The sequence below is a fragment of the Arthrobacter sp. Y3224198 genome (genome assembly GCF_059090025.1).
In genome coordinates this window covers 152,813-174,511 of the sequence record NZ_JBNHFG010000001.1, presented here as the reverse complement: position 1 = coordinate 174,511, position 21,699 = coordinate 152,813, and the positions used below count along the sequence as shown (strand labels likewise).

Sequence of the window (21,699 nt, the reverse complement as noted above, 5' to 3'; positions counted from 1 at the left end):
GGTGACGGCCTTTGCTGGTGGGCGATACTGGGTTCGAACCAGTGACCTCTTCGGTGTGAACGAAGCGCGCTACCACTGCGCCAATCGCCCCAGCTTGTTGGTGTGCCCGTAAGCACTCCAACGAGTAAAGATGCTAGCCCAGATCCGGCGGGACTCCAAACCGGACTCCAAACCTGGCTCCGGACCGGGCTCCGGACCGACCCGGCCCACCGCCCGGCCGACCCGTGCAGGATCCTGAACCAGCGGTGAATCGGCACCGGAACCGGGGACCCACCTGCGCCGATTGGACGAACCCGCAAACGTCCTATAGAGTTTTTCTTCGTTGGAAAGCGGGGGTTCGCCGCGGAAAGCGCAAGCGGTCCGAGGCAGATAGCCCCTAACTTCTTCCAACATGCGGACGTAGCTCAGCTGGCTAGAGCACCACCTTGCCAAGGTGGATGTCGCGGGTTCGAATCCCGTCGTCCGCTCGCAAGTCACTGTACAAGCCGCTCCTGGTTTTACCATGAGTCGGTCAGCCAAAGCTTTATGCGGCGGTTACGGTGGGGTGGCCGAGAGGCGAGGCAGCGGCCTGCAAAGCCGTATACGCGGGTTCGAATCCCGTCCCCACCTCCACAGTGGATTGTAAGACTTGACCCATTTATGGGCGCGATTGGCGCAGCGGTAGCGCGCTTCCCTGACACGGAAGAGGTCACTGGTTCGATCCCAGTATCGCGCACGACAGTACTGTTTTCAGTGCTTTCTTGCGGACGTAGCTCAGCTGGCTAGAGCACCACCTTGCCAAGGTGGATGTCGCGGGTTCGAATCCCGTCGTCCGCTCTCCCTGCTGCTTATGGTTTTCCAGGAGTGATCCTGAACGGGCCGAGCAGTATAGGGCGCGATTGGCGCAGCGGTAGCGCGCTTCCCTGACACGGAAGAGGTCACTGGTTCGATCCCAGTATCGCGCACGGACAGTTTCGACTGTTTTCATTTGCGGACGTAGCTCAGCTGGCTAGAGCACCACCTTGCCAAGGTGGATGTCGCGGGTTCGAATCCCGTCGTCCGCTCTCCCCCGGTCCATGCGGCCGAATAAGAAGGAACAGGTTTTCAGCCTGTTCCTTCTTTTGTTTAACCAGGCTTTCGGACAACCTCCCGGCCGACGGAGCCACTGATCTCCGCTCCTGGGTCGGTTAACTTGGGCTGGCAGCCCGCACGGCCTCATTCAGAGTGCAGTAGATGTCCCCTCACCAACCATCAGGCAGCATTTACTGCACTCCGAACGTGCGGCCGCCGCTCTAATGAGCAGATAACGGGGTTTGGCCGGTCTATTGAGCAGATAACGGGGCTTTCCGGTCGCGATAACCCCGTTATCTGCTCAGTAAAGGGCAGGTGCGCACCGGTCCGGGCGAACTCCGCCCCGGTGGTCCGGCCGATCTATGTACCCGCACCAGCGGCGGTGATTGCTGCGGCGACCGCCGCGGTGGCAGCTTCCATCCGAGCAGTGACGGCTGCCTTGTCCGCATTCTCGGACTCATGGATAAAGGCGGTTCTACCGCGGCGCATTCCGCAGAAGTCGATGATGCCGTGCTCCACGGACGTGCTGAAGGACTGCGTATATCCGTGCCGGGCAAAAGACTCCGAGCTAGTGCCGGACAACGGCAACAGGTGCATGGTCAGCCGGCCGAGCAAGGGAACCACATGCCCGCCGTCGTCGTAGTCAAAGGCCCAGCCGGCCACGAACACGCGGTCGATCCACCCCTTGAGGAGCGCCGGGAGGGACCACCAATACACCGGAAACACCAGGACAAGGTGGGCAACCCCCTCCAGTCGCTGCTGTTCGGCGACGACGTCGGGATCCGAGGTCCCGCCGCCGGCATAGACCGCGCGGTCATTGGGCGTAAACCGGGGGTCGAAACCCTCCTGCTCCAGGTGGACAACGCGGGCGGTATCCGCCCCCAGCAGATTGTGGAGGTTGGCTGCAGCCGCATACGTCAGCGACCCGGGATCCGGATGTGCGGTCACGATCAGCGTGCTCATGGCTGGTAAGTCCTGTCACCTATCGGCCGTCCCCGAACGTTGGCCTCAAAAGATACTCGCATCGCCCCGGAACCGACTACGTGGTTTTTCTGGATGCTGCACCGGTGCATGTGCAAAAACTACGTGGTCGCCTAGCGCTCCGCCCCATACTCTTTGACTGCCTTGGCCGGGGGCGTGGCCGGGAACCACGGGAGGCCGAGAGGCGAGTCTCGCATTGATCCGCACCAATGCTGAGGAGAATCACCGTGAACAAATCATCACCCGCCCTCGCCGTCCTGGCCGCAACCGCTGCGCTTGGACTGGCTGCCTCCCCTGCGACCGCCGGCGGCCGGCATCATCCACCGCCCCCGTCACCCGTTCCCGTTGCCGGGGAGGTGACTACGGTCGCGGACGGCCTGGTTGGCCCCCTGAGCTTCGCCGCGGGCCGGGGCGGCACACTCGACGTCGCCCAATCCTTTATCGGACTCCTGACGCGTGTCACCAACGACGGCGACGCCGAGGTCCTCGCGGCGGCTCCGCAAGGCTACGGCACCGCATCCGTGTCCCGGGTGCGCGGAACCACCTACTACTCGGTGAGTACCGGGCAGGACACGCGGGATCCGGCGACCAACATCGGGCTGCTCCAGTCGGTAGACCGATACGGCAACGTTGAAACCGTCGCCGACATAGCCGGCTATGAATACGCCGCGAACCCCGACGGCATCAATACCTACGGTTTCGAGCAAGCACTGCCGGCTGAATGCGCGGCGCAGCTGCCGGAAGGCATTCAGCCGGCCCCCTATACGGGCCTGCCCGACTCCAACCCGGTTGCGTCGCTGCCGGGCAGGGACGGCATTGTTGTGGCTGACGCCGGGATGAACGCCCTAGTACTGGCCGGATACGACGGCACCGTCTCCACTGTGGCGGTGCTGCCTCCGGTTCCATTCGAGATCACCGCGGAGGTCGCCACGGCCTTCGGCCTGCCCGCCTGCACCGTTGGACTCACCTACAACGTGGAGCCAGTGCCCACCGACGTCGAACGCGGCCCCGACGGTGCCCTCTACGTGACCTCGCTGCCCGGGGGGTTCGAAGGCGGAGCTCCCGGATCCGTTTACCGGGTGGACCGTGCCAACGGAACAGTGGAGCTCGCGGCCACGGGCTTCGCGGGTGCCACCGGGTTGGCGGTCAACGACAACGGGGATATCTTGGTGGCCGAATTGTTCGGGAACCGGATCTCCGTGGTGCCGTCCGGCTCGGACACCCCCGAGCTGTTCCTGGAGGTCAACCAGCCGGCCGACCTGGAATTGCGCGGTTCGTCACTGTACGCCTCCATTGACGTCCTGGCCGGCGGCACACCGCCCGAGCCCGGCACGGAAGCACCGCCGGCTGCGGAACCGCCGGCCGAACCGGATCCGGCGACGGCCAGCAGCATTGTCCGGATCGAGCTCGACGACCACTGCGGCGGATACCGCCACGGCGGGCATTCGGGGCACGGCCTCAGCGACGAGGGACCTGACGACTAACGGAGAGGTCCATACGGAAGATATGCCGGCAGAGAAAAAACCTTTCCTCTGCCCCCTTGCGGGATCTACGATGGACGGGAACGGGAAACGAGCGGGTTTCCCCTGTGAAAGGAGGTGATCCGTGTCTGTATTTGACGAGCTCAAGGGCAGGGCCGGAGAGCTGAAGGACAAAGCCGCCGGATTTGTGGGCGAGAACGCCGACAAGATCAAGGGCGGCATCGATCAGGCCGGAAACTTTGTGGACCAGAAGACGGGCCACAAGTACTCCAGCAAGATTGACGGCCTCCAGAACAAGGTTTCCGAAGCGGTGGATAAGACCAACCGCGGCAAGGAACCGGGAACCGGCAACGGTCCCGGGCAAACCCCTCCGACCCACTAGGTCTTAGGAGCACGGCAAGAAGCGCCGGTCCCGCCGAGAGGCGGCGCCGGCGCTTCCGCCGTTTAAGGCCTGCTCCGTTTGAAGTCCGGTCCTAGGATTCCTCGCCGGTCTGGCCTTCGCGGGCGAGGGCGGTCAGGCGGGAGACGGCACGGAAGTACTTCTTCATGTAACCGCCACCCATCATTTCCTTGGTGAACAGCTGGTCGAACGGCACGCCGCTGGCCAGGATCGGGACGTCCTTGTCATAGAGCCGGTCTGCCAGCACCACAAACCGCAGCGCCACCGACTGTTCGGTGATGGTCTTTACGTTGTGCCAGACGACGGCGTCCACGCCGTCGATCAGCTGCCGGTACCGGCTCGGGTGGACATTGGACAGGTGGGAGATCAGTTCGGAGAAGTCGTCGGCCGCCACTGTCTTGCCGCTGAATTCGGCTTCCATCCGCTGCTCGAGCTCGGCGTCGTCCAGCGGTGCCGGGGACTCGGGCAGGCCGCGGTGGCGGTAATCCTCGCCGTCGATGCGGACCACGTCGAACTGGTCGGCCAGGACCTGGATTTCGCGCTGGAAGTCGACGGCGGCAAAGCGCCCCTCGCCCAGGGAACCGGGCAGGGTGTTGGAGGTGGCAGCAAGCTTGACGCCGGCGTCGGCCAGTTCGCGCATCAGCCGGGACATCAGCACGGTGTCCCCCGGATCGTCGAGCTCAAACTCGTCAATGCACACCAGCTTGTAGGTGCTCAGGGCGTCTACGGTCTTGCGGAAGGACAGGGCACCTACCAGGTTGGTGTATTCCACGAAGGTGCCAAAGGCCTTGGGACCCTCAACGGCGTGCCACAGTGAGGCGAGCAGGTGGGTCTTGCCGACACCGAAGCCGCCGTCGAGGTAGAAGCCGGCCTTGGTCTCGGGCTTTTTGCCGCCGAAGAGTTTCCGCAGCCCGCTCGGAGCGGGGGCGTCGACGTCGGCGGCGAACGCGCGCATGGCGTCCACGGCCTGTGCCTGTGAGGGCTGGGACGGATCGGGACGGTAGGAATCAAAGGACACGCTGCCGAACCGGGGCGAGGGGAAGAATCCCTGCAGCAGTTCGTTGACGGATACCTGGGGAGTCCGTTCTGTCAGGTGCTCCAGTTGTGCCACTTCGCGTTATCCGTCCGTTTCGTGCCCGGCCGGCATGTTTCAGCCGGTTCTGATGCTCTTGCGTGGCGGCGTTTTGCCGCCCTGCAAACGATACGCCAACGCTGGCGGGATTTGGATTTGCCCTGTGTAGCGCGACTGCCTTCACATACGCGTCCGCCGTGGACACTTCGCCGCATAAGCATGATGCCAATGTCCCCTGCCGCCGCCGGACTGCCCGGTTGTTGGGTGGCTGCTGCAAGGCGATCCAGCCATCCGCGGGCGGGTGAGGGGGCGAGCCGGAAACCATCCCTTAGGCCACCGGGCGGCGACAGTGCCAACGGAACCCGACGCCGTCGGGAAGCGTAGACGGACCGCTGGTTGCTACCTTCCGCCGTGCCCGGCGCTGCTGGGCGGGTTGTTGCCGGTGGCGTCGGGCGTAGTGGCGCGACGGCCGATGAGGAACCAGAGAATCGGGCCGGCGAATGGGAAGGCAAGCACCGCGAGCACCCACACTGCCCGGGCGGCGCCGGTGAGGTGGGGAGCGCGTGCGATGCCGATGAGAGCCAGGACAAAGAGCAGAAGCGCAAGCACCCCGATTCCGATGACGATGAATTCCCACGACGTGGGAATCACCGGGTTCGCGCCTTCCGATGCCGATGCCAGCATTACCGTCCCCCCTTTTTCGGGCCCGCGGATTTCGGACCGCACCTCCACCCTAGACGCTGGCCCCCCCGCTTTCCTCTGGGATCGCCTATGCGGGCACACCTCCGCCCGGCCAGGCAGAGGCGGAACGTCGCCCTCCGGCACGTCTGGACGCCGGCCGAAGCGCAGCCAATACTCGACTCATGACCCCTCGGCGCACCGGGAACCCAAACACGGAACACCAGCGAACCCCCGCTGAACGCACCCTGCTCGGCCTGGAATTCGGCACGGCCGCAGCGGCGCTAGGTGGCGGCATCCTCCTGGCGGTCCGGCCCGACGGTGCCTTCCTGCATGCGGATCCGCACGTGCTGCGGCACACGCCCTTCAAGGACTGGCGGCTTCCCGGACTGCTTCTTGCCGCCGGTTGCGGCGGCGGCTACCTGGTGACCGGCCTGCTGCAGCTGCGCCGGCACCGTGCAGCCCGTCCGCTGGCAGTTGCGGCAGGCACCGCACTGGTCGGGATGGAGGCATGGGAAGTCGCGTTCATCGAGTTCCAACCGCTGGAGGCGCTGTTCGCCGCCGTCGGTGTCGCCGTCGTCGTGCTGGCGCTTCACCTGCCGCCCGCGGCCTCCCCCGGGCCGGAGAAGGGCGGGAGTTAGGCAGGCATTGGAAGTTTTCGCCCTCCGGCGTCGTTAGGCTTAGTAGAAGCCATGCACAAGCCGAGGAAAGAAGTTTTACGTATGTCGATCGCCGCTGACAGCAACCCCAAGTTCGCCGCCTACGCCCATCCGGAGCGGCTCGTGTCCACGGACTGGCTGGCAGAAAACCTCGGCAAACTGGACAACCTGGTCGTGCTGGAATCGGACGAGGACATCCTGCTGTACGAAACCGGGCACATTCCCGGTGCCCGCAAGATCGACTGGCACACGGATCTGAACGACGCCGATACCCGCGACTTCGTGGACGGCGAGGCCTTCGCACAGCTGATGTCCCGCAAGGGCATCACCCGCGACTCCACCGTGGTGATCTACGGCGACAAGAGCAACTGGTGGGCCGCCTACGCCCTGTGGGTGTTCACCCTGTTCGGCCACAAGGATGTCCGCCTGCTCGACGGCGGCCGGGACAAGTGGATTGCCGAAGGCCGCCCGATGACCACGGACAAGGTCTCCGTGGAGCCCACGGACTACCCGGTGGTGGAACGGCGCGACGAAGAGATCCGCGCCTTCCTGCCCGACGTCGTCGGCCACCTGGGCAAGGGCCCGCTCATCGACGTGCGCTCCCCCGCCGAGTACACCGGCGAACGCACCCACATGCCGGACTACATGGACGAAGGCGCCATGAAGGGCGGGCACATTCCCACCGCCAAGTCCGTGCCGTGGGGCAAGGCCGCCGCCGAGGACGGAACGTTCCGGACCCGGGAGGAACTCGAGGCCCTCTACAAGGACGGTGCCGGACTGCAGGAGGGCGACGACGTCGTGGCCTACTGCCGCATCGGCGAACGGTCCAGCCACACCTGGTTTGTCCTGAAGCACCTGCTCGGCTTCGACTCCGTGCGCAACTACGACGGCTCCTGGACCGAGTGGGGCAACGCGGTCCGCGTACCGATTGCCCGCGGCGAAGAGCCCGGCAACGCCCCCAGCTGATTTCCCTCACCAGAAAGATTTACGCATGACTGCCACACCCGAAACCGCTGTCCCGGACTCACTGGCCGAGATTGTCGACGACTTCCAGGCCATGGAAGAAGCCGAACGCCTGGAACTGCTGCTGGAATTCTCCCAGGGCCTGCCGGACCTGCCCCCGGAAATCGCGGACCGGCCCGAATTGATGGAACAGGTGGTGGAGTGCCAGTCGCCGGTGTTCCTCAGCCTGGACGTGGACGACTCCCCCGAGCACCTGGTCACGCTGTTCTTCAAGGCCCCAAGGGAGGCCCCCACCACGCGTGGCTTCGCCGGCGTGCTCTACGAAGGCCTCAACGGACTGCCGGCCGCACAGATCCTGGCCGTGCCCGCCGATGTTCCTGACCGGCTGGGCCTGACCCGCGCCATCACCCCGCTGCGGATGCGCGGTATGTCCGCCATGCTGGGACGTATCAAGCGCCGCCTGGCGGAACATGAGAAGCTGCGCCAGGCGTAGGCACGCGCAGGGAGCACACGGAAGGAACAGCCATGGCAGGGAACCGGGACAAACATGCGGGCAAGGGCGCGACGCCGGCCACGCGCCTGCTGGACCAGCACAAGGTTCCCTACACGGTGCGGCATTACGAGCACGACGCCGGCGCACCCTCCTACGGGCTGGAAGCCGCGGAAAAACTGGAACTGCCTCCGGAGACCGTTTACAAGACCCTGATGGTGGACCTGGGCGGGCATCTGGCCGTGGCCATGGTGCCGGTGGCACTGAACCTTGACCTGAAGAAGTTTGCCGCACTAATGGGTGCCCGCAAGGCAGTGATGGCGGACCGGCACGAGGCGGAGAAACGCACCGGCTACGTGGTGGGCGGGATTTCGCCGCTCGGGCAAAAGCATTCCTCCCCCGCCGGCATCGACTCCCGGGTGGAGCTGCTGGATACCGTGTATGTCTCCGGCGGCCGGCGGGGGCTGCAGATAGGCCTGTCCCCTTTTGACCTGATCCGGCTGACCCATGCGGTGACCGCACCGATCGCTGCGGCGCCGGCATAGCTCCCTGCCGCTATGAAGCGTCCGGCGTCGCTATTTCCCCGTCCGGCAGGTGTTGCATCCGGCGCAGCGGAGACAGCAGAACGGGCAGGAAGGCCAGGCACGCCACGGCTGCCGCAATCCAGAGCGCGGTTCGGGCACCGTAGACCTGTCCCAGCACACCGCCGAGGACGGCGCCCACGGGCTGGGTGCCCCAGACCAGGAACCGCATAGTGGCGTTCATCCGCCCCAGCAGTCGGTCCGGCGTCAGCCGCTGCCGGAAGCTGACCTGGGTGATGTTGTAGATGACAATGCCGAAACTGACGGCTCCCAATCCTGCTGCCCCTGCCCAGAGGGTCCACCCTTCGGAGGCCGCGGGCCACAGCAGGGCAAACGGAGCCGTTATCGCCACCGACACCCAGATGGCGGGCCCTTCACCCAGCCAGGCCGTCACCCGCCTGGTGGCCAGGGCACCCAAAAGACCGCCGACGCCGAGCACCGAGAACACCAATCCGATCTGTTCCGGACCCAGTCCCGCCTCACGCGGCAGGAAAAAGACCAGCATCGCCATGTAGGCGGAAAACGCCAGGTTGAACAGGGCCGTGGACGCGGCAATGGAGCGCAGCAGGCGGTTGGAGAGGACAAAGCGGAGGCCCTCGGCCATTTCGGTGGCCAGCTTCGACCCCGGCTTTTTCTCCGGCCGGGCCTGCGGCTTCCTGATCCGGAAGACAAACAGCGCTGAAAGTCCCATGGCCACCGCATCCAGCAGCAGCGCGAAGGGAGCAGTCAGCCAGGCAATCAACTGCCCTGCCGCGGCGGGACCGCCAAGCTGGGCAACGGAACGCACGGTCTCCAGGCGGGCATTGCCATCCACCAGCCGGTCGCGGCCGATCAGGTGCGGAAGGCAGCTCTGATAAGCCACATCGAAAAATACCGTGAACACACCAATGACGAAGGCCACGGCGTACAGCTGCCAGATGGACAACACCCCCAGCCACCAGGCAAGCGGCACCGTCAGGAGCGCGGCAGCCCGGACCGCGTCCGAGGAGACGAGCACCTGCCGAAAGCGCATCCGGTCCACCCAGACGCCGGCGGGCAGCCCCACCAGCAGAAAGGCCGCTGTACTCATGGCAGCCAGTAGCCCGGCTTCGAATTCGCCCGCCTGCAGCGACACCACGGCTACCAGCGGCAGGGCGAGCAAGGAAACCTGCTGGCCAAGCTGGCTCAAGCTGGTGGAGTAGTACAGGTTGCGGAAGTCGTGGTCCCGCAGCAAGTGAGGCTGCCGGTCCTTGGCTTGGGCTGCGGAACCCCCGGTCGCTGTCATGTCTTCAGCGGTAGCCAGACCCTCCGCCGTGCTGCCCTTATCGGTCGCCCTGCCCTCATCCGTCGTCATGCGATTGACTGTGAACAATCGATTGAGTTTTGTCAATAGGCCTCTGCTATTCTGCCCTTATGACGCAAGAGAGCCGCCCGGCCCCGCGGCGGACGCCCACTGAGGAAGAGGCCAAAGCCCTCGCTTCCGCAATTCGGCTGCGGATCCTCCGCCTCTGTTTCAAGGAGCAGCTCACCAACAAGGAAATCGCCACGCGGCTCGGCGCCAATCCCGCCACGGTGCTTTACCACGTCCGCAAGCTAGTCTCCACCGGTTTCCTCGAGGCGCAGGAGGCCAGGTCCGGACCCAGCGGAGCGTACGAGGTTCCCTATCTGGCCACTGAAAAGTCGTGGCGGTTGGAACAGGACGGGCATGACCTGGATGTCCGCCAGGCCGTGATCGGCGCCTTTGTCGACGAAATGGGGCAGGTGCCGGCTTCGGACGAGGTCTTGATTTCCCGGCTGGCGGTCCGGCTGACCAAGGAGGGACACGACCGGTTCTTGGAACGGGTCATGGGAATCCTGGAGGAGATCAAGGCGGAGGAGCCGGCAGGGACAGCGGACAGCACAAGGTACTCGATCTTCCTGGCCGTGCATCCGGAAGACCGGCCCTCCACCGGAGAGGCGTAGCCACTGTGAGAGGCGAGATGTTCCCCCGCAACCTGACCGCGCTCGAATACCTGCACATGGCAATATATGACCGCTTTGAGGAAAGGGAACTGGAGGAATCCCTGCACGTCAAGGTGATTCTCGCCGAGATGGTCCATGTTGAGAGGATCGACTGGAGCACCCATCAGTTCTACCTGCGGCAGGGGAAACCCTTCACGGCTGAGTGGTTCGTCCGGTCTTTCCCCCACACGATAGGCATTCCCATGGGCATCGCCCATTACGTCAGCGGACTGGTCCGGGACAGCAAGGTTACCGGGAACCTGCGCGACACGGTCCTGCTCCCCACGGCACCGACTACCTGCCGTGAGCGTCCGGACCTGGCAACCGTGCCGCTGATGATCCCGGTGATCCACGAGGTTTCCGAGGAGGAAGCAGCAGAGAGCACGGTTGGCCTCCGTGATATTGCCGTTTGCGCCGACCAGTATTACGCCGATACCAGCAGCCGCAACCGCTCAATCCTCGCAGCCGGCCTGGCCGTTATCACGGTGCAGGATCGGATGAGCCGTGCGCTGACCCCCTCCCCTTACGATGAGATCACCGCAATCCAGGCTCCGGGCACACGCAACCGGATACGGTACGAGTTCACCCGGAAGCCCTACTACCTGGATTACGACTAGGCGCCGGTGCGGTACCGGGCGCCGCCGGGCTGACCGGCGAACCTAGTACCCTCCCCACGCTAGGCCCCGGTGCTGCTCCCCCGCGCTACTCCCCCGTACGGTGCTCCGACGGATGCCGGGTACGGCCCAATGCATCATTAAGCCAGCCCAGCGCAACACGCTCCCACCGTTCGGGGTCCACGTTGTATTCCTTGGTGTGCCGCGCCTGCGTAAAGGGCTCGAAGGTGATGACCTCCGGGTTCTTCTCCGCCAGCTCGGCGGACGGACCGTACGGCACAAAATCGTCATCCCGGCTGTGCAGGATCAGGGTGGGAATCCGGATTTCCTCGGCCCGGGTGACCCAGTCCATGCTCTTGAGGTCCAGGGGCGCGGCAAGGCCGGTGAGGGCGCGGCCCGCGGCGTTGGAGATGAGCCACTGGCCCAGCCGGCCGGCCTGCGCGGGGATCCGGTTGACGCGCGCGTGGTGGGCCAGCACATCCACCCAGTTGATCACCGGTCCGTCCAGCACCATGGCGCGGATGAACCGGCGCAGCGGCGACCGGTCCGCCGCCTGCAGGCTGATGGCTCCGCCCATGGACCAGCCGAACAGCACCACGTCCTGCGCCCCGTGCTCCAGAGCGTAGCGGATGGCGGCTTCCACGTCCTGCCACTCGGTCAGGCCCAGGCCGTAGCGGCCGTCCGAGGCATAGGGGGCCTCGCCGTCGTTGCGGTAGGAAATCACGAGGCTGCTCAGTCCGGCCTCGCGGGCGGTGCGCAGCGCGCGCAGGCACTCGGTGCGCCGGGCGCCGCGCCCGTGGACCATAATCGCCCAGGTCTGTGCGCCGGGGGTCCGCACCAGCCAGGCCGGTGCTGTGCCGTTCTCCACCGGGATTTCGACTTCCTCCTCGGGCAGCCCGACGGCGGCGGGCGAGGGATAAATCGACCCGCTCCACCAGCCGCGCCGTGCCTTGGTGAGGTCACCGCTGTAGACCTCTTCGACGTCGCGCTGCACAGTACCTTCACGCGGCACGTACGAGCGGATGGCACCGATGCGGGCATGGCCCTCGCCGTCGTCGAAGTACAGGCTGTACGTGCCGTCCACCGTGGTGTCCAGGTTCGCCGGGAGGATGATCTGGAGCCCGTGCTCGCTGCGGGTCACGGCAAGGATTTCCAGGTTCGCGTCCCGGGTGCGTGCCGGGGTCACCACTTGGCGGGCGAAGTAGATGCCAAGGCCCGACGCCGCCGCCACCACGGCCGTGGAGGCCGCCGCACCGATCCCCGCCCCGAACGCGGTCCAGCGGACCCAGGGGGCAGTGCGCGCGGACGCGGAACCGGTAAGGACTTCGGTAGGAACGGAGATAGCCATAAGACCATTCTTACCGACGCGGGCGTGCACCCGGGTATCGGGGGCCCCGCGCGGCGCCGATCCTGCCGTGACGGCGGGCATACTAGGCTGGTCGCATGACTTCTACGATTGTGGTGCTGACCGAAGAATCCCTGGTTCCCGGCGACGTCGAGAACCTGCGCGCCCTGATGGGCGACGCCGCCGCCCGCATCGAACTGCTGGTGCCGGCCGATCCGGGCCGCAACCTGCTGGTGGATGTGCTGGACAACCTGAGCCTGCTGGAATTCTCCGCAGCGTTTAAGAGCCTCACCGGAGACCGTCCGTCCAAGGCAGAAGAGGTGAAGGCGGCCGTGACCGAACTCGCTGAATCCTTGGAACTGCTCCAGTCGGCCGGTCTGGAAGCCACCGGCACCGTGACCGGCGAAGACCCAGTGGCCGCCGTCGTCGAAACCGCCCGGCGCACCTCCGCGGACCAGGTGGTGGTGATCACCACCCCGCATGCCATCGAGGACACCTTCCGCACCGACTGGGCCAACGAGGCGCAGGACCGGCTGGGCGTACCGGTGCTGCACCTGTACAGCGGCTCGGGATTTATTGGTGAGTCTTAAGCGTTGACGCGGATATGACTACCGAAGAGAACGCCGGAACCATTCCGGTGCAAAAGTCCGAAGAACAGTGGCGCGAGGAGCTCTCCCCCCAGGAGTTCGCCGTGCTGCGCAAGGCCGGTACCGAGCGGCCCTACACCGGTGAATACTGGGACACCAAGACGGCCGGCGTCTACGAGTGCCGCGCCTGCGGCAGCGAGCTGTTCACCAGTAACGAGAAGTTCGATTCACACTGCGGCTGGCCGTCCTTCTTCGCCCCGCTGGCCGAGGGCAAGGTGCGTTACCTGCACGACCGCAGCATGGGTATGGACCGCATAGAGGTCCGGTGCGCCAACTGCGACTCCCACATGGGCCACCTGTTCGAGGGTGAAGGCTTTGACACGCCCACGGACCAGCGGTTCTGCATCAACTCCATTTCGGTGAAGCTCGTACCGGCGGGCGAATAACCGCTGATGGAGCACGGAGTCTTCCCCGCCGACGCGGTGTCCGGGCCGGATGTTCCGGAGGAGGTCATTGACCGCTACCGGGAGCTGAGCGCGGACATTGCCTCCGGCGTCGGCGTGGTCTCCACCCGGCTGCGCGGACGCGATTACGCCGCCACCGTCAGCGGATTCCTCTCCGTCTCCTACGATCCGCCCACCCTGCTGGTCAGCCTGTACGCAGAGGCCCGCATCGCAGAGGCCGTGGTGGAGGCCGGCAGCTGGGCCCTGAGCCTGCTGCCGGCCCGGCTGCGCGGCACCGCGAACTGGCTGGCCAGCCCCGGGTCGCCCCTGGAGGGGCTGCTCAACCAGGTGGACTACGGGCGCACACCGGAAACGGGTGCCGCCGTCATTGAGGGCTCGATCGCCTGGTTTGAGGTCCGCACCACGGCCGTCACGACGGCGGCCACACACCAGCTGGTCGTGGGCGAAGTGGTGGCCATGGGACGCCGCGCGTCGACCGACGACGAATCGGACCCGCTCGTGCACTTCGCCGGCGCCTACGCCCGGTTGGGCCGCTAAGCCGCCCGGACCATTGTGCCTGTCCCGGGCCAAACGTAACCTCGATGAACGGGGGAAACGTTCCGCAGCACCTGCGCAGCACCGAACAGCGCTGTGCCGCCGGTCCTCAGGAGATGCAAATGGGCACAGATCAGTACCATGAGCCACCGTCCGAACTGCCCGCAGAAACCCGCACCTTTGCGCGCATGTGCGCGAGCCTGGCCGAGGAGGCCGAGGCCATCGGCTGGTACGTCCAGCGGATGGCGGTGGAGCCCGACGCCGAGTCCCGGGCCATCATGCACGACTCGCTCGGTGAGGAATTCAAGCACTTCAGCATGGAGCTTGAATTCCTGCTGCGCCGCACTCCCCTGTGGCGGGAAATAGCCCGGGGCATCCTCTTTACCGACGGCGACATAGTCCGCCACGGAGAGGAATCGGAGGCGGAAGCCACCGGAGACTAGGCCGCACGAGTCCGTCATTTCCTCCGCTCAGGGAGGTGCCGCATGGCACGCAACAGCCTGCTGGACCGTTTCCGTCCCGTCGGCGCGCCCGGCCCCGCCGGCCCGGCCGGGGTTCCCGCGGCCGACGACGAGGGGCCCGCCGCCGAGCTCATCCCCGTTTTCGAAGTCCTCGACCCAACGATCGACGGCACGCAGCGCCAAGCCGCCGACGCGGAGGCCCGTGCGGACTCCACCGTGGCCGCCGCCCGCCGGCAGGCAGCCGCCCTCGTGGAGCAGGCGCGCATGGACAGCGCCCGGGTCCGCGCTGACGCCGCCGCGCGGGTCTCGGCGGAGGCAGCCCGCACGGACGAGGACCTGCTCTCCCGGTCCCGGGATGAAGCGGCGGAACTGCGCCGGCGCGGTGAATCACGTATCCCGGAACTGGCGGGAGGCATTGTGGCGGACCTGGTGTCCGACCTCCTGGGCCGCGGAACGGACAGCAGCTGATGCGGGCGGACTGGGTGGCAGCCTCCGTTCGGGCACGGTCCATGGCACAGCGCCGGGTGGGAGCGGGGGCCTGCCGGGAACTTGCGGCCCTGCCCAACCTGCCCGCAGCCGTGGCAGCACTCGACACCAGTGTCTACCACCGGGACATGTCCGTCGCCCGTGCCCTGGGACCGGCGCAGCAGGCCACCCGCGCCACCGTCCTGTGGCAGCTGCGCGTCCTGGCCGGCTGGCTTCCGGCCGGCGGAACCCAGCTGGTGCGCGCCGCGGCCGCGCGGTTTGAAGCAGACAACATAACTGCCCTGGCCGCCGCCCTGCGGGCCGGCAGTCCGGCACCGGAACCCGCTTTCGACCTGGGCGGCCTGGCCACGGCCTGGCCGCGGCTGCGTACGGCGGAATCCCCTGAAACCCTGTATGCCATGCTGACGGGCTCGCCCTGGGGCGATCCCGGAGCCGACGCCGCCCTGCCGGATCTGCTGACCGCAGTCTGGCTGCGGCGGCTGGCCTCCGCCGCGCCGGCCGCCCGCCCCTGGGCGGTGGCGGGCGCAGTGCTGCTGGCGGCGCGGCTGGTGCTGGTGGACCGGGTCCGTCCCTCGGGGCGGCTGCCGTCCCTGCTGCGGCCGTTGCTGGGTACCGGCTGGCCTGAGGCAGCGACCCTGCCCGAGCTTTCGCTGGCGCTCAGCCCCGCCGCCGGGCAGGCCCTGGCCGGTATCCAGGACCCGCAGGATCTGTGGCGGGCCGAAGCCCAGCTTGCCGCCCGGGTGGAATTGGACGGGTTCGGCCTGCTGCGGGCCGGCCTGCCGGGACCGGACGTGGTGCTCGGTGCCATGGCGGTGCTGGCCGCCGACGCCTGGCGGGTCCGGGCGGCCCTGGCCGCAGCCGCCGCCGGGACCGGGGGAAGCGAGGTCCTTGATGCCGTGGCGTGAGACCCTCAGTCCGGTCCGGATGGAGCGCATTGCCCTGGTCTGCCCGCTGGACGCCCTGCGGCCGATGCTCACCGAGGTGGCGGCCAGCGCCGCCGTCGAACTGGACCTGCCCTACGATCCCGGCGACGGCCCGGAGGAACTGGACCGCGCCGCGGACGCCGCCGTCGTCCACGGTCCGGTGGCCGCCCTGGCCGGCTGGTCGCCGTCCCGCAGGCTCCCGGAGCTGCGCAAGGTACTGGAACCGCACGGCGCCGCCGCCGTACCGCTGCGCCGCCCGCGCGGAGTGCAGCCGCCCACCCAGCTCACCGGCACCGAAAGCAAACGCCGGGTGCCGCCGCTGCAGCGCCTGCTGGTGGACACCTACACCACCGTCCCCTACGCGGACCTGGACCCGGCCCGCCTGGCCGGGGTGGCCTACGTGGTGATGTTCGGGATGATGTTCGGCGACGCCGGCCAGGGTTTGCTGCTGGTGGTTGCCGGGCTGCTGATCCGGTTCCTGAAGGTGCCCTGGCTGGAGCGCTACCGCCGGACCTGGCTGTTCATCACCGGCGCCGGGGTGATGGCGGTGTTCTTCGGCATCCTGTACGGCGAATTCTTCGGTCCGACCCATGTGCTGCCCGTCCTGTGGCTGGAACCGCTGGAAGAACCGATCCCGCTGATCGTGGCTGCCCTGGTCCTGGGCGCGGTACTGCTGGCCGGGTCCTACGCCCTCGGCACCATCAACCGGGTACGCGAGGGCGGCTGGGGGTATGCGCTCTATGCCCGCTCCGGACTGGCCGGGGCGCTGCTGTTCGCCGCGATCGGCCTGGTGGCGTGGGGACTGCTGGCCGGCAGCGGCGTCATCCTGGTGTTCGCCGGAGTGGCAGCGCTGATTGCGCTGGTGTTCATCTTCATCGGCCTGTTCGCCGAGTCCGGCGGCGGGGCCACGGGAGGCCTGCAAGCCAGCGTGGAACTGGTGGACACGGTGGTGCAGCTGGCGTCCAACCTGGTCTCCTTCACCCGGCTGGCCGCCTTCGGCCTCACCCACGCCGCCCTGATGATGGTGGTCTGGCAAGCCACCACCGCCATCTGGGAACCGGGCTGGCGGATCATCCCGGCCATCCTCATGTTTGTGCTGGGCAACATCCTTACCTTTGCGTTGGAAGGCCTGGTGGCCGGTATCCAGGCGCTGCGGCTGGAGTATTACGAGCTGTTCTCCCGCGTTTTTGCCGAGGAGGGCCGCCCCTTCCGGCCCTGGACTCCCAACCTGGGTTCCGTCGACGCCGGTTCCCCCCTTCCTGCTGAAAGGCACCTGCCGTGAATCCCTGGTTTGCCGGCCTTCCGCTGGTTTTGATCCTCACCGTCCTGCTGACCCTTGGCGCCGTGACGCTGATGCGCCGGCGCCGCCGGGCCGGTGTCCGGGCCCTGCTCGGGCTGAATGCCGTCCTGATGGGCGGCGCCCTGGCCCTGCTGGTGGCCGCCCTGAACGCCGCACCGGCAACCGCCGGCAGCGGCGGGTCGGCCGCCACCGCCGTAGCCGCGGCGACCGACGGCAGCGACAGCAGCGGCGCAGCCCTGCTTGGTGCGGCCATCGCCGTGGCCGGCTCCTCCATCGGCGCGGCCATTGCCGTGGCCTACACCGGCTCGGCTGCCCTGGCGGCCATGAGCGAGCGGCCGGAAATCTTCGGCCGGGCCATGGTGGTGGTGGGCCTGGCAGAAGGGATTGCCATCTACGGGCTCATCATCTCGATCATCCTGATCGGCCAGGCATGAGCAGCCGGGAGGGCACCGTGGCCGCCCTGGGCAGCCCGGTCCTGCTGCAGGGCTACCGGCTCGCCGGCGCGGTCCTCTACCCTGCCGCCGGGGCTGCCGATGTCCGGGCGGCCTGGGCCGGCCTGCCCGAGTCCGTGTGCGTGGTACTGCTGACCCCCGACGCCGCGGCGGACCTCGCCGTCGAACGAGCCAACCCGTTGTCCCCGCTGACCGTGGTGCTGCCCTCATGAGCCGGTTGCCGCAGGGTGCGGACGCAGCGCTGGAACCGGTGCGCCGGGCGCTGACACGGGACGCGGACACGGCTGCTGCCCGGGCGGATGCCGCGGCCCGCAGCCAGGCCCGGGAGATCATGGCCCGGGCACAGGCCGAGGCAGATAGCATCATTGCCACCGCGCAGCACGAGGGTGCCGAAGCAGCCCGGGCCGAAGCCGTGGCTTCCTCCGCACGTGCCCGGCGTGAGGCGCGCCGGACCGTGCTGGCCGAGCAGGAGCGTCTGCGCTCGCTCCTGCGCGAACAGGTGCTGGAACAGGTCCGGGAGGTACGTCGGGATCCCCGGTATCCGCAGATCCTGCGGCGGCTCACCGCCCGGGCGGACCGCCTGCTGGGACCCATGGCCTCAGTTACTGAAAGCCCGAGGGGCGGCGTGACCGGAACCGCCGGGTCGAAGCGGCTGGACCTGTCCCTGCCCGCATTGGCCGAACAGGCCCTGGAGGAGCATGCCGGGGAGGTGCGGCGGTTATGGGACGACGGGTAAGGGCGACGCCCGAAACGGGGGCAACGACGCCGGTGGACCGGACCGGGACGGACTCGCCGGGAGCGACGGCAGGGGCACCCGTGGCCGGAGCGGGTCGGGCCGGAGCGGGTCAGGCCAACGGCGGAACGAATGGCGGCACCGGCCGGATCACCCGGGTGAGCGGTCCGCTCGTGGAGATCAGCGGACTGCCCGGACTTTCGATGCTGGAGGTGGTGAACATCGGCCCCGAAGGCATTGCCGCGCAGGCGGTGTCCATCAACGGGGACGAGGCCACCTTGCAGGCCTACGAGTACACCGGCGGGCTGAAGGCCGGCGATCCAGCCGTGCGGACCGGACACCAGCTCGCCGGACTCCTCGGACCGGGCCTGCTGGGCACGGTGTTCGACGGGCTGCTGCGCCCGCTCTCCTCCGCACCGCTGTGGCTGACCCAGCAGCGGCAAAGCTCCGCCGAGGACCCGGCGGTGCTGGACACCCAATGGGAGTTCACGCCGTCGGTAACCGTGGGCGACTCCGTGACCGGCGGGCAGGTGCTTGGCACCGTGCCGGAGGCCGGGACCGTGGAGTTCCGGGTGCTTGCCCCGCCTGCAGTCTCCGGGGAAGTCACGTGGCTGGCCGAAGGCAAGGTCCGGCCGCTGGATCCGGTGGCGCGGATCGGCAACGTGGAGATACCGCTGGCCCAGCGGTGGCCGGTGCACAGCCCGCGGCCCTTCGGCGAGCGCATCACCGACGTGGTGCCGTTGCAGACCGGGCAACGGGTGCTGGACCTGCTCTTTCCCGTGCCCCGCGGCGCGGCAGCTGCGGTGCCCGGCGGCTTCGGCACCGGCAAGACCCTCACCCTGCAGCAGATCGCCAAGTGGTCCGACGCCGACGTCATCGTCTATGTGGGCTGCGGCGAGCGCGGCAACGAGATGGCCGACGTCCTGGACGGGCTCTCCGGACTGGACGATCCCCGTACCGGCGGCAAACTCATCGACCGGACCGTGATCATCGCCAATACCTCCAACATGCCCATGATGGCCCGCGAAGCCTCCATCGCCACCGGCGTCACGGTGGCGGAGTTCTTCCGCGACATGGGTTACGACGCCGTGGTGATTGCCGACTCCACGTCCCGCTGGGCAGAGGCCCTGCGCGAGTTCGCCAACCGCAACGGGGACCTGCCCGCCGAGGAAGGCTACCCCGCCTCCCTGGCGAGCGCGCTGGCCGCCTTCTACGAACGTGCCGCCCGGGTCCGCACCCTGGGCGGGGCGACGGCGTCGGTCACCGTGATCGGTGCGGTCTCCCCTCCCGGCGGGGACATGAGCGAGCCGGTCACCACGGGCACCCAGCGGTTTGTCCGGTCCCTGTGGCTGCTGGACCGGGACCTGGCCTATTCCCGGCACTACCCCGCGGTGAGCTGGCGCGGCTCCTTCTCCCGCGACGCCGAGTCCCTGGGCCGCTGGTACGCCGCCAACGGGGATCCGCAGTGGGCGCAGCGCCGGGCGCAGGCCTCCCTGCTGCTGGCCGAAGCGGACCGGCTGACCGCCCTCGCGGAGATCATCGGCGCCGCGTCCCTGCCCGGACATGAACAGATGGTGCTGCTGGGCGGGCGCCTGCTGCGTGACGGGGTGCTGCTGCAGAACGCCTTGAGTCCCAATGACGGCTACAGCTCCGCGGGCAAGGGCGGAGCCCTGCTGCAGGCGGTACTCGATGTGGTGGACACCTGCCAGACCCTGGTGGCCCGCGGGGTGCCGCCCGCCGACGTCGACCGCTATGACTTCACCCAGATCCTGCGGCTGCGTGAGGACACCGGCCCCACGGACGCCGAGGGGGTGCAGCGGCTGGGCCGGGATTTTGTCCGGCAGCTGGCCCTGGACCTGGAATCCCCCGTTCCGGCACCGGACATCCAACGTGTGGCAGGAGAAGCCCATGGCTGACGCCAACCAGGCCCGCATTGGCCACCGCGACGTGCGGGAACTTCGCGGCCCGCTGCTGGTTCTGGGCGATACCGACGGCGTGGGCTGGGACGAGTTCGCCAATGTCTCGGTGGACGGCGGGACGGACCGGCATGCACTGGTACTCGAGGTGGACGGCGACGAGACCACCCTGCAGGTCCTGGAAGGCACCGAAGGCATGTCCCTGGGCGGGGTGGAGGTCCGCTTCCAGGGCCGGCCGCTGGCCGTTCCGGTCGGCACCGACTGGTTGGGGCGGGTCTGCAACGGCCGCGGGGAACCGCTCGACGGCGGTCCGCCGGTCACGTCCGAGCACTCCTCCCCGGTAGGCGGCTGGCCGCTGAACCCGGTGTTCCGGGAACCGCCGCAGGATCCGGTGATCACCGGCGTCTCCGTGGTGGATGCGCTCACCACCTTGGTCCGCGGACAGAAGCTGCCCATCTTCTCCCTGCCCGGCCTGCCGCACCTGACCCTCGCCACGCAGATAGCAGCGCAGGCGACCGCGTCTTCCGGCCGGGCTTTCCGGGTGGTGTTCGCCGCCATGGGCATGACGCACGCGGACATTGCCTACATCCGGGACCGACTCGAGGAACGTTCCGCCGCCGGAGAACTGGTGCTGCTGCTTAATGCCGCCGACGATCCGGTGATCGAACGAATCCTCACCCCGCGCATCGCGCTGACCATCGCCGAGTCGCTCGCGTACGATTCCGGCTCGGACGTACTGGTGGTGATGTCGGACATGACGAGCTATGCGGAGGCGGTCCGCGAAGTCTCCGCCGCCCGCCGCGAAATCCCGGCCCGGCGCGGCTACCCCGGCTATCTCTACAGCGATCTGGCGACGCTCTACGAACGCTGCGGGCGGGTGCGCGGCCGGGAGGGCTCGGTAACCATTGTCCCGGTACTGACCATGCCCGCCGGGGACATCACCCACCCGGTGCCCGACCTCACCGGCTACATCACCGAAGGGCAGGTAGTGCTCGACGGCGACATTGACGCTCGCGGCATCTATCCCCCGGTGGATGTGCTTTCCTCGCTGTCCCGTCTGATGCGCAGCGGTGCCGGGAAGGGCCGTACCCGGGAGGACCACCTCGACGTCGCCGCGCAGATCCTCTCCGCGATGGCCCGTGCGCGCTCTGCTGCGGAGCTGGCCGAGCTGGTGGGTGCGGCTGCGCTGAGTGAGACCGACAAGGCCTACATCGAGTTCCGGACCGTGGTGGAGCGCGAGCTGCTCAACCAGGGACGCGATGAGCTGCGCACCCTGGAGCAGACGCTGGATCTGGCCTGGCAGGCGCTGGCCCTGCTGCCGCGCCGGGAACTGACCATGCTCTCGGCGGAGTTCCTGGACCGTTATCTGCCCGCCCCGGGGAGCGGGACGCGGTTGTGAGCGGCTTGCCGGCGTCGGTCGCTGGTCCGGGTGCAGGAGGGAGCAGCTTGCCGGCGTCGGTTGCCGGGCAGGGCTCGCGCGGCCGACCATCTACGGACCAGCGCTCGCGCGGCCGGGTCCGGGAAATCTCGCCGCCACAGGAAAGGCGGA

At 67.8% G+C, this 21,699-nt stretch carries 25 protein-coding genes and 7 tRNA genes; 26 read left to right on the top strand and 6 right to left on the bottom strand.

All coding sequences use genetic code 11. From position 1 onward, the window contains the following. Positions 1-15: 15 nt before the first annotated feature. Positions 16-90 (bottom strand) — tRNA-Val (locus AC5RUF_RS00840). 303 nt (positions 91-393) lie between these two features. Here AC5RUF_RS00840 and AC5RUF_RS00835 point away from each other — a divergent pair. From AC5RUF_RS00835 to AC5RUF_RS00810, 6 genes are all read left to right on the top strand, one after another. Further along, positions 394-467: transfer RNA gene (locus AC5RUF_RS00835), tRNA-Gly, on the top strand. Positions 468-538: 71 nt separating this feature from the next. Next, positions 539-612, top strand: a tRNA-Cys gene (locus tag AC5RUF_RS00830). Between the two features lie 31 nt (positions 613-643). Continuing rightward, positions 644-715, top strand: a tRNA-Val gene (locus AC5RUF_RS00825). A 27-nt stretch (positions 716-742) separates the two neighbouring features. Beyond that, positions 743-816, top strand: a tRNA-Gly gene (locus tag AC5RUF_RS00820). 56 nt (positions 817-872) lie between these two features. Then, positions 873-944: transfer RNA gene (locus tag AC5RUF_RS00815), tRNA-Val, on the top strand. A gap of 25 nt (positions 945-969) precedes the next feature. Beyond that, positions 970-1,043: transfer RNA gene (locus tag AC5RUF_RS00810), tRNA-Gly, on the top strand. A gap of 367 nt (positions 1,044-1,410) precedes the next feature. Here the strand turns inward: AC5RUF_RS00810 and AC5RUF_RS00805 are convergent. Beyond that, the gene (locus AC5RUF_RS00805) at positions 1,411-2,013 is read right to left on the bottom strand and encodes an NAD(P)H-dependent oxidoreductase (RefSeq protein ID WP_494129387.1); all 603 of its coding nucleotides are present in this window, start codon (positions 2,011-2,013) and stop codon (positions 1,411-1,413) included. A gap of 245 nt (positions 2,014-2,258) precedes the next feature. Between AC5RUF_RS00805 and AC5RUF_RS00800 the strand changes: the two genes are divergently transcribed. Continuing rightward, entirely contained in the window at positions 2,259-3,515 is a 1,257-nt protein-coding gene (locus tag AC5RUF_RS00800) for a ScyD/ScyE family protein (RefSeq protein ID WP_494129386.1), read from the top strand. 121 nt (positions 3,516-3,636) lie between these two features. After that, complete coding sequence (locus AC5RUF_RS00795; protein WP_493996369.1) at positions 3,637-3,894, top strand: antitoxin; 258 nt, start codon at positions 3,637-3,639, stop codon at positions 3,892-3,894. A gap of 91 nt (positions 3,895-3,985) precedes the next feature. Here AC5RUF_RS00795 and zapE read toward each other — a convergent pair whose 3' ends face one another. Then, positions 3,986-5,023 carry a cell division protein ZapE gene (gene zapE, locus AC5RUF_RS00790; protein ID WP_493996368.1) on the bottom strand — a complete coding sequence of 346 codons (1,038 nt, stop codon included), beginning with the start codon at positions 5,021-5,023 and terminating at the stop codon, positions 3,986-3,988. A gap of 360 nt (positions 5,024-5,383) precedes the next feature. Continuing rightward, a complete protein-coding gene (locus tag AC5RUF_RS00785) occupies positions 5,384-5,668 on the bottom strand; it encodes a PLD nuclease N-terminal domain-containing protein (RefSeq protein ID WP_494129385.1) in 285 nt (94 codons plus the stop codon). Positions 5,669-5,847: 179 nt separating this feature from the next. Between AC5RUF_RS00785 and AC5RUF_RS00780 the strand changes: the two genes are divergently transcribed. The 4 genes from AC5RUF_RS00780 (at position 5,848) to ybaK (ending at position 8,319) form a co-directional block, all read left to right on the top strand. Continuing rightward, a complete protein-coding gene (locus AC5RUF_RS00780) occupies positions 5,848-6,303 on the top strand; it encodes a hypothetical protein (RefSeq protein WP_493996366.1) in 456 nt (151 codons plus the stop codon). Between the two features lie 81 nt (positions 6,304-6,384). After that, positions 6,385-7,287 (top strand): sulfurtransferase, encoded by a 903-nt coding sequence (locus tag AC5RUF_RS00775; protein WP_493996365.1) that lies wholly within the window; start codon positions 6,385-6,387, stop codon positions 7,285-7,287. Between the two features lie 25 nt (positions 7,288-7,312). Then, positions 7,313-7,777: a SufE family protein gene (locus AC5RUF_RS00770; protein WP_493996364.1), complete on the top strand. Its 465-nt coding sequence runs from the start codon at positions 7,313-7,315 to the stop codon at positions 7,775-7,777. Positions 7,778-7,809: 32 nt separating this feature from the next. After that, positions 7,810-8,319, top strand: coding sequence for a Cys-tRNA(Pro) deacylase (ybaK, locus tag AC5RUF_RS00765; protein ID WP_494129384.1), 510 nt, complete (start codon positions 7,810-7,812; stop codon positions 8,317-8,319). A gap of 10 nt (positions 8,320-8,329) precedes the next feature. Here ybaK and AC5RUF_RS00760 read toward each other — a convergent pair whose 3' ends face one another. After that, positions 8,330-9,688, bottom strand: coding sequence for an MFS transporter (locus AC5RUF_RS00760; RefSeq protein WP_494129383.1), 1,359 nt, complete (start codon positions 9,686-9,688; stop codon positions 8,330-8,332). A gap of 59 nt (positions 9,689-9,747) precedes the next feature. Between AC5RUF_RS00760 and AC5RUF_RS00755 the strand changes: the two genes are divergently transcribed. Both AC5RUF_RS00755 and AC5RUF_RS00750 read left to right on the top strand, forming a co-directional pair. Beyond that, on the top strand, positions 9,748-10,296 hold the full coding sequence (locus AC5RUF_RS00755) for an ArsR/SmtB family transcription factor (protein ID WP_493996361.1): 549 nt from the start codon (positions 9,748-9,750) through the stop codon (positions 10,294-10,296). Between the two features lie 5 nt (positions 10,297-10,301). Further along, on the top strand, positions 10,302-10,952 hold the full coding sequence (locus AC5RUF_RS00750) for a hypothetical protein (protein ID WP_493996360.1): 651 nt from the start codon (positions 10,302-10,304) through the stop codon (positions 10,950-10,952). A gap of 85 nt (positions 10,953-11,037) precedes the next feature. Here the strand turns inward: AC5RUF_RS00750 and AC5RUF_RS00745 are convergent, their stop codons facing one another. Continuing rightward, the gene (locus tag AC5RUF_RS00745; RefSeq protein ID WP_494129382.1) at positions 11,038-12,297 is read right to left on the bottom strand and encodes an alpha/beta hydrolase family protein; all 1,260 of its coding nucleotides are present in this window, start codon (positions 12,295-12,297) and stop codon (positions 11,038-11,040) included. A 95-nt stretch (positions 12,298-12,392) separates the two neighbouring features. On the opposite strand from AC5RUF_RS00745, the gene AC5RUF_RS00740 reads away from it, so the two are divergent. The 12 genes from AC5RUF_RS00740 (at position 12,393) to AC5RUF_RS00685 (ending at position 21,549) form a co-directional block, all read left to right on the top strand. Next, positions 12,393-12,884: an adenine nucleotide alpha hydrolase family protein gene (locus AC5RUF_RS00740; protein ID WP_493998647.1), complete on the top strand. Its 492-nt coding sequence runs from the start codon at positions 12,393-12,395 to the stop codon at positions 12,882-12,884. A gap of 14 nt (positions 12,885-12,898) precedes the next feature. Beyond that, positions 12,899-13,327, top strand: coding sequence for a peptide-methionine (R)-S-oxide reductase MsrB (gene msrB / locus AC5RUF_RS00735; RefSeq protein WP_493998646.1), 429 nt, complete (start codon positions 12,899-12,901; stop codon positions 13,325-13,327). Between the two features lie 6 nt (positions 13,328-13,333). After that, positions 13,334-13,882 (top strand): flavin reductase family protein, encoded by a 549-nt coding sequence (locus AC5RUF_RS00730; protein ID WP_494129381.1) that lies wholly within the window; start codon positions 13,334-13,336, stop codon positions 13,880-13,882. A 119-nt stretch (positions 13,883-14,001) separates the two neighbouring features. Beyond that, positions 14,002-14,322, top strand: coding sequence for a ferritin family protein (locus AC5RUF_RS00725; RefSeq protein ID WP_493999124.1), 321 nt, complete (start codon positions 14,002-14,004; stop codon positions 14,320-14,322). Between the two features lie 42 nt (positions 14,323-14,364). Beyond that, positions 14,365-14,808, top strand: coding sequence for a hypothetical protein (locus AC5RUF_RS00720; protein WP_494129380.1), 444 nt, complete (start codon positions 14,365-14,367; stop codon positions 14,806-14,808). Between the two features lie 14 nt (positions 14,809-14,822). Then, a complete protein-coding gene (locus AC5RUF_RS00715; protein ID WP_494129379.1) occupies positions 14,823-15,731 on the top strand; it encodes a hypothetical protein in 909 nt (302 codons plus the stop codon). Between the two features lie 19 nt (positions 15,732-15,750). Then, positions 15,751-17,031: a V-type ATPase 116kDa subunit family protein gene (locus AC5RUF_RS00710; protein ID WP_494129378.1), complete on the top strand. Its 1,281-nt coding sequence runs from the start codon at positions 15,751-15,753 to the stop codon at positions 17,029-17,031. Next, positions 17,028-17,483 carry an ATP synthase subunit C gene (locus AC5RUF_RS00705; protein ID WP_494129377.1) on the top strand — a complete coding sequence of 152 codons (456 nt, stop codon included), beginning with the start codon at positions 17,028-17,030 and terminating at the stop codon, positions 17,481-17,483. The genes AC5RUF_RS00710 and AC5RUF_RS00705 overlap by 4 nt, the downstream gene beginning before the upstream one ends. Continuing rightward, positions 17,480-17,713 carry a hypothetical protein gene (locus AC5RUF_RS00700; protein ID WP_494129376.1) on the top strand — a complete coding sequence of 78 codons (234 nt, stop codon included), beginning with the start codon at positions 17,480-17,482 and terminating at the stop codon, positions 17,711-17,713. Before AC5RUF_RS00705 ends, AC5RUF_RS00700 begins: the two co-directional genes overlap by 4 nt. Next, positions 17,710-18,237, top strand: a complete 528-nt coding sequence (locus AC5RUF_RS00695; protein WP_494129375.1) for a hypothetical protein — start codon at positions 17,710-17,712, stop codon at positions 18,235-18,237. The genes AC5RUF_RS00700 and AC5RUF_RS00695 overlap by 4 nt, the downstream gene beginning before the upstream one ends. Further along, positions 18,222-20,150, top strand: coding sequence for a V-type ATP synthase subunit A (locus tag AC5RUF_RS00690; RefSeq protein ID WP_494129374.1), 1,929 nt, complete (start codon positions 18,222-18,224; stop codon positions 20,148-20,150). The genes AC5RUF_RS00695 and AC5RUF_RS00690 overlap by 16 nt, the downstream gene beginning before the upstream one ends. After that, the gene (locus AC5RUF_RS00685) at positions 20,143-21,549 is read left to right on the top strand and encodes a V-type ATP synthase subunit B (protein ID WP_493998643.1); all 1,407 of its coding nucleotides are present in this window, start codon (positions 20,143-20,145) and stop codon (positions 21,547-21,549) included. The genes AC5RUF_RS00690 and AC5RUF_RS00685 overlap by 8 nt, the downstream gene beginning before the upstream one ends. Positions 21,550-21,699: the final 150 nt, after the last annotated feature.

What these genes read in the sequence shown, in the direction of transcription:
- AC5RUF_RS00805 (WP_494129387.1), bottom strand. Translation starts at nt 2,013, where the DNA reads ATGAGCACGCTGATCGTGACCGCACATCCGGATCCCGGGTCGCTGACG.
- AC5RUF_RS00785 (WP_494129385.1), bottom strand. Translation starts at nt 5,668, where the DNA reads ATGCTGGCATCGGCATCGGAAGGCGCGAACCCGGTGATTCCCACGTCG.
- AC5RUF_RS00780 (WP_493996366.1), top strand. Translation starts at nt 5,848, where the DNA reads ATGACCCCTCGGCGCACCGGGAACCCAAACACGGAACACCAGCGAACC.
- AC5RUF_RS00775 (WP_493996365.1), top strand. Translation starts at nt 6,385, where the DNA reads ATGTCGATCGCCGCTGACAGCAACCCCAAGTTCGCCGCCTACGCCCAT.
- AC5RUF_RS00770 (WP_493996364.1), top strand. Translation starts at nt 7,313, where the DNA reads ATGACTGCCACACCCGAAACCGCTGTCCCGGACTCACTGGCCGAGATT.
- ybaK (WP_494129384.1), top strand. Translation starts at nt 7,810, where the DNA reads ATGGCAGGGAACCGGGACAAACATGCGGGCAAGGGCGCGACGCCGGCC.
- AC5RUF_RS00760 (WP_494129383.1), bottom strand. Translation starts at nt 9,688, where the DNA reads ATGACGACGGATGAGGGCAGGGCGACCGATAAGGGCAGCACGGCGGAG.
- AC5RUF_RS00755 (WP_493996361.1), top strand. Translation starts at nt 9,748, where the DNA reads ATGACGCAAGAGAGCCGCCCGGCCCCGCGGCGGACGCCCACTGAGGAA.
- AC5RUF_RS00745 (WP_494129382.1), bottom strand. Translation starts at nt 12,297, where the DNA reads ATGGCTATCTCCGTTCCTACCGAAGTCCTTACCGGTTCCGCGTCCGCG.
- AC5RUF_RS00740 (WP_493998647.1), top strand. Translation starts at nt 12,393, where the DNA reads ATGACTTCTACGATTGTGGTGCTGACCGAAGAATCCCTGGTTCCCGGC.
- msrB (WP_493998646.1), top strand. Translation starts at nt 12,899, where the DNA reads ATGACTACCGAAGAGAACGCCGGAACCATTCCGGTGCAAAAGTCCGAA.
- AC5RUF_RS00730 (WP_494129381.1), top strand. Translation starts at nt 13,334, where the DNA reads ATGGAGCACGGAGTCTTCCCCGCCGACGCGGTGTCCGGGCCGGATGTT.
- AC5RUF_RS00725 (WP_493999124.1), top strand. Translation starts at nt 14,002, where the DNA reads ATGGGCACAGATCAGTACCATGAGCCACCGTCCGAACTGCCCGCAGAA.
- AC5RUF_RS00720 (WP_494129380.1), top strand. Translation starts at nt 14,365, where the DNA reads ATGGCACGCAACAGCCTGCTGGACCGTTTCCGTCCCGTCGGCGCGCCC.
- AC5RUF_RS00710 (WP_494129378.1), top strand. Translation starts at nt 15,751, where the DNA reads ATGGAGCGCATTGCCCTGGTCTGCCCGCTGGACGCCCTGCGGCCGATG.
- AC5RUF_RS00700 (WP_494129376.1), top strand. Translation starts at nt 17,480, where the DNA reads ATGAGCAGCCGGGAGGGCACCGTGGCCGCCCTGGGCAGCCCGGTCCTG.
- AC5RUF_RS00695 (WP_494129375.1), top strand. Translation starts at nt 17,710, where the DNA reads ATGAGCCGGTTGCCGCAGGGTGCGGACGCAGCGCTGGAACCGGTGCGC.
- AC5RUF_RS00690 (WP_494129374.1), top strand. Translation starts at nt 18,222, where the DNA reads ATGGGACGACGGGTAAGGGCGACGCCCGAAACGGGGGCAACGACGCCG.
- AC5RUF_RS00685 (WP_493998643.1), top strand. Translation starts at nt 20,143, where the DNA reads ATGGCTGACGCCAACCAGGCCCGCATTGGCCACCGCGACGTGCGGGAA.